Annotated in this window: 11 protein-coding genes; 8 read left to right on the top strand and 3 right to left on the bottom strand. The window is 65.1% G+C overall.

Annotated elements, in window-relative coordinates:
* The 5 genes from CSC78_RS18530 to CSC78_RS18510 all read left to right on the top strand — a co-directional run.
* The coding region (locus CSC78_RS18530) for an IS3 family transposase (protein WP_162339347.1) at positions 1–683 on the top strand (683 nt) is incomplete at its 5' end.
* A 73-nt stretch (positions 684–756) separates the two neighbouring features.
* Positions 757–1,191 (top strand): hypothetical protein, encoded by a 435-nt coding sequence (locus tag CSC78_RS18525; protein ID WP_162339346.1) that lies wholly within the window; start codon positions 757–759, stop codon positions 1,189–1,191.
* Positions 1,192–1,465: 274 nt separating this feature from the next.
* Positions 1,466–1,891 carry a lysozyme inhibitor LprI family protein gene (locus CSC78_RS18520; RefSeq protein ID WP_162339345.1) on the top strand — a complete coding sequence of 142 codons (426 nt, stop codon included), beginning with the start codon at positions 1,466–1,468 and terminating at the stop codon, positions 1,889–1,891.
* Positions 1,892–2,127: 236 nt separating this feature from the next.
* On the top strand, positions 2,128–2,370 hold the full coding sequence (locus tag CSC78_RS18515; protein ID WP_162339344.1) for a hypothetical protein: 243 nt from the start codon (positions 2,128–2,130) through the stop codon (positions 2,368–2,370).
* 78 nt (positions 2,371–2,448) lie between these two features.
* The gene (locus tag CSC78_RS18510) at positions 2,449–2,841 is read left to right on the top strand and encodes a Na+:solute symporter (RefSeq protein WP_162339343.1); all 393 of its coding nucleotides are present in this window, start codon (positions 2,449–2,451) and stop codon (positions 2,839–2,841) included.
* Positions 2,842–2,856: 15 nt separating this feature from the next.
* Here CSC78_RS18510 and CSC78_RS18505 read toward each other — a convergent pair whose 3' ends face one another.
* The gene (locus CSC78_RS18505) at positions 2,857–3,525 is read right to left on the bottom strand and encodes a response regulator transcription factor (RefSeq protein WP_162339342.1); all 669 of its coding nucleotides are present in this window, start codon (positions 3,523–3,525) and stop codon (positions 2,857–2,859) included.
* Between the two features lie 112 nt (positions 3,526–3,637).
* Positions 3,638–5,581, bottom strand: coding sequence for an acetate--CoA ligase (gene acs / locus CSC78_RS18500; RefSeq protein ID WP_162339341.1), 1,944 nt, complete (start codon positions 5,579–5,581; stop codon positions 3,638–3,640).
* Positions 5,582–5,903: 322 nt separating this feature from the next.
* Between acs and CSC78_RS18495 the strand changes: the two genes are divergently transcribed.
* The 3 genes from CSC78_RS18495 to CSC78_RS18485 all read left to right on the top strand — a co-directional run bounded on the left by CSC78_RS18495 (position 5,904) and on the right by CSC78_RS18485 (position 9,461).
* On the top strand, positions 5,904–7,286 hold the full coding sequence (locus tag CSC78_RS18495) for a DcaP family trimeric outer membrane transporter (RefSeq protein ID WP_162339340.1): 1,383 nt from the start codon (positions 5,904–5,906) through the stop codon (positions 7,284–7,286).
* Between the two features lie 11 nt (positions 7,287–7,297).
* On the top strand, positions 7,298–8,959 hold the full coding sequence (locus CSC78_RS18490; protein ID WP_162339339.1) for an MFS transporter: 1,662 nt from the start codon (positions 7,298–7,300) through the stop codon (positions 8,957–8,959).
* Between the two features lie 118 nt (positions 8,960–9,077).
* Positions 9,078–9,461: a tautomerase family protein gene (locus tag CSC78_RS18485; RefSeq protein ID WP_162339338.1), complete on the top strand. Its 384-nt coding sequence runs from the start codon at positions 9,078–9,080 to the stop codon at positions 9,459–9,461.
* A 3-nt stretch (positions 9,462–9,464) separates the two neighbouring features.
* Here the strand turns inward: CSC78_RS18485 and CSC78_RS18480 are convergent, their stop codons facing one another.
* Positions 9,465–9,797, bottom strand: a complete 333-nt coding sequence (locus tag CSC78_RS18480; protein ID WP_162339337.1) for an EF-hand domain-containing protein — start codon at positions 9,795–9,797, stop codon at positions 9,465–9,467.
* Positions 9,798–9,925 lie beyond the last annotated feature (128 nt).

Below are 9,925 nucleotides of genomic sequence, written 5' to 3'. Positions count from 1 at the left end.
AGGCCAGCCGACAGACCTATGGCAGTCCCCGGGTGCATGCCGCCCTCCGGCGACAGGGCGAGCCGATCGGACGCCGTCGGGTCGAAAGGCTGATGCGGCAGGAAGGCGTGCGTGCCTGTTCGGCCCGCCTGTACCGCCGTCGCCCCGGCCTGGCGCGGTTTCTGGACAGCGTCCCGAGCCGCGCGCACGAGCAGCCCTGCCAACGACAGGATCAGGTGTGGGTCGGCGATGTCACCTACCTCAAGGTCGCCGGCCAATGGCGTTATCTGGCCACCGTGATGGATCGCTACTCCCGCCGCCTGCTGGGCTGGTCGCTGGGATCCGAACGCACGGCCTCGCTGACCCGTCGCGCCCTGACTGCCGCCCTACGCACACGCACGCCGGCCTGCGATACGCTGTTCCACAGTGACCGCGGCATCGAGTTCATGGCCAACGACTTCAGGCAGCGACTGAGACGGTCCGGGCTGGTGCAGTCTGTCAACCGGCCGCGTCGCATGAACGACAACGCGCACATGGAGTCGTGGAACAAGTCGATGAAGTCGGACATGTATCACCGCCACCGCTTCGACAGTGAACGCGCGCTCCGCTCGGCGATCAACGACTACATCCAGTTCTACAACCACCAGCGCCTGCACTCGGCGCTGGGCTATCGATCACCGGTGGAGTTCGAGCAGTGCCGCTAGAGAATTGGTGTCCACTTTTTCGTAGGAACTGCCACCCGCTTCGCGGGTCGGCTTAACTCAGGTGTTAGGCCGCATGGAAAGTCTCGATGAAATTCAACAGCTAATTGCCTCAATTTCGTTTCCGGATGATGAGGCTGATCGGATCGCGATGAATTCCGTGATAGATGCAGTTCGTGCGCTTGACCGGCCACGTACTGCGATCCCAATGCTCTTCTGCTGGTTTGAGGCCAATAGCCAGTATGACCTCGGTAGCCCTGGCCCATTCGTGCATTTTATTGAGGAGCAGATGGACTATCTTCCAGCTCTGGAGTCTTCTTGGTCACGCAAGCCAACCCCCATCACTGCCTGGATGATTAATCGCATCGCCAATAGTGAGACTAGCTCTGACCGAATCAATCACTGGATAGGCCTGCTTCAACAGGCTTCAACCCATCCGCAGGCGGACGATTTATGTAGAGAGGATGCCGTCGGCTTTGTTTTACACCAGCACGGCCGGCTTGCGGCCTAACAAATCTGGACCGGCCAGCCTTTCGTAGACATCCGGTTGCCATAATTGATGGCGACGGTACTAGCATGCATGGCGTGGACTCCTCTAGTGATCCCGCGTCCTGATGAAACATCAGTCTGGCGCTTCGAAGCCGTTTGGTGACGCGGGAGGAGTCCATCCCATCAATCAAGCCAAGCCCGCTTCGCGGGCTCGGTGCTAGCTCACTATAATTGGGTCATCGCCAAGGCCGAAATCGGGCGGGCTTGACTCAGGCGTTAGACGCAATGGAGCCTCCATGAAGCACTTCCTAGTCTTCGCAATGATCCTGATGTCTCCATCAGCATTTGGATCGGAGGCGTTCTGCGATACGGGTCGAGCACATTCCATTGACATCCAGTTCGATCGAGACATGGATATGAGTGGCGGCGTTACAGCATCAATGCGCGACGCACAAGGGCGGGCGCATGAGGGCTGGGATGGAGAGTTGAATCGAGAGTACAGCGAGCTAATGTCATTACTCTCCGCTGAGGAGAAGTCTTCGTTGAGAGAGGCTCAGCGTGCGTGGCTGGCATTCGTTGACGCCGAGACAAAATTTTGGTGGTCGGAGAGCATTTCTGACAGAGGCACTCTGTCGCCGATCATCGTTGCGGACCGTGGGTTAAGTCTGCTTCGGGATCGTGTTTGCCAGCTGGCACGGTACAAGCGAATTGTGTCACCGTGATGGTTGCGCCAACAGTTCATTCAAGCCGAACCCGTTCCGCGACAAGACATAAGGCGCTAGCCACATGATTGGTCGCCTATCGATGAACAACACAAGCAGCAACCGCCCATCAGCGTAGAATCCTGAATGTGCAGCTCGCGCTCCTCCTCCCGTCTCAGGTCGGGAAGCGGCATACCGGTGCGCCAAGCGAAGCGCGCGGTCGTTGCGAACATCGGATACCTCATCAGGAGCTTTCCATGCAGAAGGACGACTACTGGTTCCAGGCGAAGCGCTACGGGTGGGGGTGGGGCTTGCCGTTGCGGTGGCAGGGTTGGGTCGTCTACGGCGTGGCACTGGTGCTGCTGGTCTCGGTTTTCCTGTTCTTTCCTCCCCACCGGAACGTCGCGCCCTTTCTGATCGGCACGTGGGCTGTGCTGCTGGCGCTGGTTGCGGTCTGCTGGCTGAAAGGCGAGCCGCCGCGCTGGCGCTGGGGCAAGTAGGCATTCCGCACATGGCCATGCGGACAACGCGGGCGATGCCATGCCGTCTACCGTGCTTCCGGTGAGGAACTGACGCTGATGGTGATGTCCCGCAAGCACGCGTTGATCGGTGGCATCGCCGCCATTGTCTTCGTCATTGCGTTGCAGACGTTCAACAGCGTCGGCTGCTACGACCACACGTTGTCTACGTTCCTGGCGGTGATGGGCACGTTCCTGATGGTGCCATTGCTGCCCGCCTTCGTTTCGCTGTTCACCGCCAACCCGCTGCGCGCCGTGGGCGCCTGCCTGTTGTTCGCCCCTTGGCTGGTGTTCGCCTACTACACGGACTGCGTGCGGCCCTACCAGGGCGGCGGCGCATCGATGATCTACGTCGCGGTGCTGCTGTGGGGCACGCCCTGCGCCATCGTCGGTGCGCTGCTGACCGGGCCGGTGATGCGCCTGTTCGGCGTGTCGGTGGCGCCGCGCAGGTAGGGCCTCCGGAACGCCCTACTCCGCTTCTTCCGGCGGCAACACGATGCCGTCCGGGTCCACCGCCAGACGACCCGCGGCCAACACCGCCTGCGTGCGGTTGGTGACGTGCAGCTTGCGCAGGATGGCGGTGACGTGGGCCTTGATGGTGGCTTCGGACACGCCCAGGTCGTAGGCGATCTGCTTGTTGAGACGGCCGGCCCCGAGCATCTGCAACACCTTGAACTGCTGCGGGGTGAGGTCGCGCAGGCGCTGCGCGGTTTCCTGCTCGTCGCGGCTGGTGGCCGGTGCGCTGTGCGCTTCGTCGGGCACCCAGCGTTCGCCGTCGAGCACGGCGCCGATGGCCTGGCCGATGGTGTCCGAATCGGCGGACTTGGGAATGAAGCCGAGCGCGCCGTGGTCCAGCGCGCGGCGCATCACCGCCGGCTCCTCGCGCGCCGACACGATCACCACCGGCAGCTGCGGGTGCAGCGCACGCAGGTGCACCAGCGCATTGAAGCCGTGCGCGCCGGGCATGTTGAGGTCCATCAGCAGCAGGTCGGCGTCGGGATGCGCATCGACCAGCACGTACAGCGCGTCGACGCTGTCGGCCTCGTGCAGCTTCACCCCCGGCATCACCCGTTGCACGGCGCCGCGCAGGGCTTCGCGGAACAGCGGGTGGTCGTCGGCGATCAGCAGGGTAGGCATAGGAGCGAGGAGTGAGTGGGGGAGTAAGGAGTGAGCGGTGCGGCGTCAGGATAGTCGAGCAAACGTGCTTCTGCCTTTTTCCACTTCTCACTCCTCTTATGTCACTCCTGCCTCACCGTACCTTGCGTTCGGCGACCAGCGATTCCACCACCGACGGATCCGCCAGCGTGGAGGTGTCGCCGAGCTGCTCGGGCGCATTCTCAGCGATCTTGCGCAGGATGCGGCGCATGATCTTGCCTGAGCGCGTCTTCGGCAGGCCGGGCGCCCACTGCAGGTGGTCGGGCGTGGCGATCGGGCCGATCTCCTTGCGCACCCAGGCGACCAGTTCCTTCAGCAGCTCGTCGCTCTGCGCTTCGCCCGCCTTGAGGGTGACGTAGGCGTAGATGCCCTGGCCCTTGATGTCGTGCGGGAAGCCGACCACCGCCGCTTCAGCCACCTTGGGATGCGCGACCAGCGCGCTTTCCACCTCGGCGGTACCGATACGGTGGCCGGAGACGTTGATGACGTCGTCGACGCGGCCGGTGATCCAGTAGTAGCCGTCCTCGTCGCGGCGGCAGCCGTCGCCAGTAAAGTAGGTGCCAGGGTAGGTGCGGAAATAGGTATCGATGAACCGCTGGTGGTCGCCATACACGGTGCGCATCTGGCCCGGCCAGGAATCCAGCAGCACCAGGTTGCCTTCGGTGGCGCCGTCGAGCTGTTCGCCGTTGGCGTCGACCAGCGCCGGCTTCACGCCGAAGAACGGCAGCGTGGCCGACCCGGGCTTGAGGTCGATGGCGCCGGCCAGCGGGGTGATGAGGATGCCGCCGGTCTCGGTCTGCCACCAGGTGTCGACGATCGGGCAACGGCCGTCGCCGACCACATCGTAGTACCAGCGCCAGGCTTCCGGATTGATCGGCTCGCCGACGCTGCCGAGCAGCCGCAGCGAGGCACGCGAGGTCTTCTTGACCGGCGCTTCGCCCTCGCGCATCAGCGCGCGGATGGCGGTGGGCGCGGTGTAGAAGATGGTGACCTTGTGCTTGTCGATCACTTCCCAGAAGCGCGACACGCTGGGATAGTTCGGCACGCCTTCGAACATCACCGCCGTGGCACCGTTGGCCAGCGGACCGTAGACGATGTAGCTGTGCCCGGTGACCCAGCCCACGTCGGCCGTGCACCAGTAGATGTCGTCCTCGCGCAGGTCGAACACCGCCTCGTGCGTGTAGGCGGCGTACAGCAGGTAGCCGCCGGTGGTGTGCAGCACGCCCTTCGGCTTGCCGGTGGAACCGGAGGTGTAGAGGATGAAGAGCGGGTCCTCGGCGTTCATGCGTTCCGGCTCGCACTCGGCCGGCTGCGCATCGACGACGGCGTCGAACCAGCGGTCGCGCGGCATCTGCATGTCCACCGCGCCGCCGGTGTGGCGCACGACCAGGACCGTTTCCACCGAATTGGTGCCGGGCAGCTTGAGCGCGGCGTCGACGTTCGCCTTCAGCGGTACCTTCTTGCCGCCGCGCAGGCCTTCGTCGGCGGTGATGATGAGTTTGCTGGCGCAGTCGGACACGCGGTCGGCGATGGAATTGGGCGCGAAGCCACCGAACACCACCGAGTGGATGGCGCCGATGCGCGCGCAGGCCAACATGGCGACGGCGGCATCGGGAATCATCGGCAGATAGATGGTGACGCGGTCGCCCTTCTGCACGCCCAGCGCGCGCAGCGCGTTGGCCAGCTTGCAGGTGCGCTCATGGAGTTCGCGGTAGGTCACGCCGTAGGACGGCGTGTCGGGACTGTCGGCTTCGAACAGCAGGGCGACCTTGTCGCCGCGCTCGGCCAGCTGGCGGTCCAGGCAGTTGACGCTGGCGTTGAGCTCGCCGTCGGCGAACCAGCGGATGCGGAAGTCGTCCAGCGCGTAGTTGACGTCCTTCACCTGGGTCGGCTTGGTGAACCAGTCCAGCCGCTCGGCGGCCTTGCCCCAGAACGCGTCGGGATCGTCGATCGAGGCCTGGTAGTCGCGCAGGTACTGCTCGCGCGTGATGCGGGTCTTGGCGGCGAATTCCGGCTTGACCGGATACAGGTCAGTCATGAGGTCCTCCCGGGACGTTCAAATGATGCGTCGATTCTGAAGCAAGCGGGGCGGAAGGCGCGCGTCCGGCGGGACGACGCAGGCGCATCCGGGGCATCGAGTTTGACGCATACCGGCGTGCGGCATTGCAGCATCCCACTTAGACGATGGTCTTAAAGTCCGCGCACCGCCTGCCTGCGACAGAACGCCGCACCCCTGTTTTTCCGGCACTTCGTCTTTGCTGCAGCGCCGTTACGACTAATGGCGAATAGGCGTCGCCGGCACGCAGGCGCAAGTCTCCCTCCAGCCGCGCAACGCGGCCATCAACCTTTCGGGAGGGGTTATGACCCAACGTTCCGCATTCGCGCGACGGCCACTGGCCGCCGCGCTGTTCGTCGCCTTGATCGCGCCGGGGATGGCGTTCGCACAGACCGCCAAGGAGAAGGCGCTGGAAGCCCGCGTGGCCGACCTGGAGCGGCAGGTGCAACTGCTGCTGTCCGCGCAGCAGCAACAGCAGACCCAGATCACCACCACGCAGGAACAGGTGACGCAGGTGCAGGCCAAGCAGGCCACCGCACCGGCCGCCGTCCCCGCGGGCAAGCAGCCGATCCAGAACACCACCATCCTGACGGCGTCCAACCCGGGGAGCACGTTCTCCTACGGCGGCTTCATCAAGATGGACGCGATGGTCACCGACACCAGCGACGGTCGCATCGCCGACGGCAACTCCGGCCGCCTGTTCTACGTGCCCAGCACCATTCCGGTCGGTGGCCCGACCGCCGACGGTGGCGATGTGTATACCGACTTCCACGCGCAGTTCTCGCGCTTCTGGCTGAGCGCGGACCATGTCACCGACAACGGCGACAAGTTCAAGGGTTTCGTCGAGATGGACTTCTTCGGCGGCGGCAGCAATGCGCTGGCCGGCAACGAGACCGCGACCAACACCTACGCCGTCAGCCTGCGCCACGCCTACGTGAGCTGGAACAACTGGCTGGCCGGCCAGACGTGGTCCAACTTCATGGACGTGGCGGCACTGCCGGACGCCGTCGACTTCGTCGGCCCCACCGACGGCACGGTCTTCGTGCGCCAGGCGCAGGTGCGCTACACCAAGGGTCCGTGGTCGTTCTCGATCGAGAACCCGCAGACCACCGTCACGCCGTACCTTACCGGTGCGCGTTTCAACAGCGGGGACAACGCCGCGCCGGACGTCACCGCACGCTGGCTGACCAAGGGCGACTGGGGCCACTTCACCGTGGCGGGCATGGTGCGCCAGTTCAAGGTGCTGGACGAAACCGATACCGGCGCCTCCGTCAGCGTCTCGGGCAAGTTCAACCTGGGCAAGAGCGACGACATCCGTTATGCGGTGAACGCGGGTCAGGGCATCGGCCGCTACCTCGCCTTCGGCGTGGGCAGCGACGTGGTGACCGAAGCCAATGGCGACATCAACGCGCTGGACGGGTACGGCGGCTTCGTCGCCTGGCGGCACGTGTTCAGTCCGAAAGTCCGTACCAACCTGATGTATGCGGCTTCGCATTTCGACAACGACGCCGCGCTCACCGGCTTCGGCGTCACCGAGCGCACGCAGTCCATGCACGCCAACGTGATCTATTCGCCGTTCCCGAAACTGGACATCGGCGCGGAGCTCATCTACGGGCAGCGTTCGCTCGAGGACGACCGCGAAGGCGACCTGAAGCGTCTGCACACCACCGTCAAGTACACATTCTGAGGGGAATCCACATGAGTTCCACGTCCGTGCAGCATTCGTCGAAGGGCGAGCTGACGAAGGGCCACAAGAAGGTCATCTTCGCCTCCAGCCTCGGCACCGTGTTCGAGTGGTACGACTTCTATCTCTACGGGTCGCTGGCCGCCATCATCGCCAAGCAGTTCTTCAGCGGCGTCAATCCGACCACCGGCATGATCTTCGCGCTGCTGGCGTTCGCGGCGGGCTTCTTCGTGCGTCCGTTCGGTGCGGCCTTCTTCGGCAGCCTGGGCGACCGCATCGGCCGCAAGTACACCTTCCTGGTCACCATCCTGATCATGGGCATCTCGACCTTCCTGGTCGGCGTGCTGCCCAACTACGCATCGATCGGCATGGCCGCACCCGTCATCCTCATCGTGCTGCGACTGGCCCAGGGCCTGGCGATGGGCGGCGAGTACGGCGGCGCGGCGACCTACGTGGCCGAGCATGCGCCGGACGGCAAGCGCGGCCTGTACACCGCCTTCATCCAGACCACCGCGACGCTGGGCCTGTTCCTGTCGCTGCTGGTGATCCTGGCCTGCCGCCTGTCGCTGGGCACCGAGGCCTTCGAAGCCTGGGGCTGGCGCATTCCGTTCCTGGCGTCGATCATTTTGCTGGGCATTTCGGTGTGGATCCGCCTGCAGCTGAGCGAATCCCCGCTGTTCCAGCAGATGAAGGCCGAGGGCAAGGGCTCCAAGACGCCGTTCCGCGATTCGCTGAAGGGCGGCAACCTGAAGCTGATGCTGCTGGTGCTGTTCGGCGCCACCGCCGGCCAGGCCGTGGTGTGGTACGCCGGCCAGTTCTACGCGCTGTTCTACCTGCAGAGCATCCTGAAGGTCGACTCCACCGTCGCCTACCTGCTGATCGCCGCCGCACTCGCGCTGGCCACGCCGTTCTTCCTGTTCTTCGGCTGGCTGTCGGACCGCATCGGCCGCAAGAAGATCATCATGGCGGGCTGCCTGCTGGCCGCGGTGACCTACTTCCCGATCTTCAAGGGCATCACCCACTTCGCCAATCCGGGCGTGGAAGAGGCCAGCCGCACCTCGCCGGCGATCGTGGTGGCGGATCCGGACACCTGCTCGTTCCAGTTCGATCCGGTCGGCGTGCGCAAGTTCACGAGCTCCTGCGACGTCGCCACGGCCGCACTGGCCCGCGCCGGTGTTCCCTACTCGGTCCAGGCCGCTCCCGTGGGTTCGGTGGCGAAGGTCAATGTCGGCGCCACCTCGGTCGCCTCGTTCGAAGCCGCCGGCCTGTCCGGCGACGATGCGAAGGCCAAGACCGCGGCCTTCGGCGGCGAACTGAAGGCCGCGCTGGGTACGGCCGGCTATCCGGAGAAGGCGGATACGGATCGCATCAACAAGCCGATGACGATCCTGCTGCTGTGGATCCTGGTGATCTACGTGACCATGGTGTACGGCCCGATCGCCGCCTACCTGGTCGAGCTGTTCCCCACGCAGATCCGCTACACCTCGATGTCGCTGCCGTACCACATCGGCAACGGCTGGTTCGGCGGCTTCCTGCCGGCGATCTCCTTCGCGCTGGTCGCGGCCACCGGCAACCTGTACTACGGCCTGTGGTACCCGATCGGCATCGCGGTGATGACGCTGATCATCGGCACGTTCTTCCTGCGCGAGACGAAGGACGTCGACATCACGAAGTAACCGTTCCTCCCCCGCCGGCCCCTTCAAGGGCCGGCAACCCCGACGCCGGCCTTCGTGGCCGGCGTTTTCTTTTGCGCGACGCGCTAGGCTGACCACCCCGTTGCGCGAGGCCTTCGCCATGCCGCTGATCACCCTGACCGTCCGTGCGCCGAAGGACGAGGCCTTCAAGTCGTCGATCCTCGATGCGGTGCATGCCGCGCTGGTCGCCTCCGGCGTGCCGGCGACCGACCGCTTCCAGCGCGTGCTGGAACTGCCGGCGGAGGATTTCCTCTACGACCCGTCGTATCCCGACGTCGCCGGCGCGCGCGACGACGACTTCGCACTGATCGAGATCCTGTGGTCCGTCGGTCGCAGCGTGAAGGTGAAGAAGGCGCTGCTGGCCGATCTGATGCAGCGGCTCGCCGCCGCGGGCAGGAACCCGGAGAACGTCATGGTCTGCTTCAAGGAAACCACCTGGGAGAACTGGGCGTTCGCGGGCGGACGCCTGATCCACGCGCCATGACGCTCAGCGCGGTGGCGCAGCCAGTTCCTTCGCGCTGAGGAAGCCGTCGCCGTCGGCATCCTGGCGCGCGAAGCGCGCGGCGAGCTGGGCGAGATGCGCCTCGCGGGTAATCGGCTTGCCGCGCCCGCCGGGCAACTCGTCGACGGACAGCACGCCATCACGGTTGCGGTCCATGCCGTCGAAGGCGTAGCTCATCCAGGCCTGGTATTCGGCCAGGCTGACGCGGCCGTCACCGTCGGTGTCCATGCGCGCAAGGTACTCGCCGGTGGCGGTGACCTGCGCCGTGGCCGCGAACGGCACACAGGCGAGGAAAAGCGTGGGCAGAAGGCGGCGCATGCCGGCATTGTAGGGGCGCCCGCCGCCGGCCGGGTGATGCGGTCGATCCTGTCTTGGCCCCGTCCTCGGCCCGCCGGAGGATTCGGGTACGCTGCACGTGCACCGCCCCCTCCCCGCCCCGATGAACC

It is taken from the genome of Pseudoxanthomonas japonensis (assembly GCF_010093445.1).
Taxonomy (GTDB): domain Bacteria; phylum Pseudomonadota; class Gammaproteobacteria; order Xanthomonadales; family Xanthomonadaceae; genus Pseudoxanthomonas_A; species Pseudoxanthomonas_A japonensis.
Note: the sequence above shows the minus strand (reverse complement) of the source record. Positions and strands in the feature narration are given on the sequence as shown.

Bases quoted from the DNA above. Each gene is read 5' to 3' on its own strand.
- CSC78_RS18525 (WP_162339346.1), top strand. From the start codon at position 757: ATGGAAAGTCTCGATGAAATTCAACAGCTAATTGCCTCAATTTCGTTT.
- CSC78_RS18520 (WP_162339345.1), top strand. From the start codon at position 1,466: ATGAAGCACTTCCTAGTCTTCGCAATGATCCTGATGTCTCCATCAGCA.
- CSC78_RS18515 (WP_162339344.1), top strand. From the start codon at position 2,128: ATGCAGAAGGACGACTACTGGTTCCAGGCGAAGCGCTACGGGTGGGGG.
- CSC78_RS18510 (WP_162339343.1), top strand. From the start codon at position 2,449: ATGGTGATGTCCCGCAAGCACGCGTTGATCGGTGGCATCGCCGCCATT.
- CSC78_RS18505 (WP_162339342.1), bottom strand. From the start codon at position 3,525: ATGCCTACCCTGCTGATCGCCGACGACCACCCGCTGTTCCGCGAAGCC.
- acs (WP_162339341.1), bottom strand. From the start codon at position 5,581: ATGACTGACCTGTATCCGGTCAAGCCGGAATTCGCCGCCAAGACCCGC.
- CSC78_RS18495 (WP_162339340.1), top strand. From the start codon at position 5,904: ATGACCCAACGTTCCGCATTCGCGCGACGGCCACTGGCCGCCGCGCTG.
- CSC78_RS18490 (WP_162339339.1), top strand. From the start codon at position 7,298: ATGAGTTCCACGTCCGTGCAGCATTCGTCGAAGGGCGAGCTGACGAAG.
- CSC78_RS18485 (WP_162339338.1), top strand. From the start codon at position 9,078: ATGCCGCTGATCACCCTGACCGTCCGTGCGCCGAAGGACGAGGCCTTC.
- CSC78_RS18480 (WP_162339337.1), bottom strand. From the start codon at position 9,797: ATGCGCCGCCTTCTGCCCACGCTTTTCCTCGCCTGTGTGCCGTTCGCG.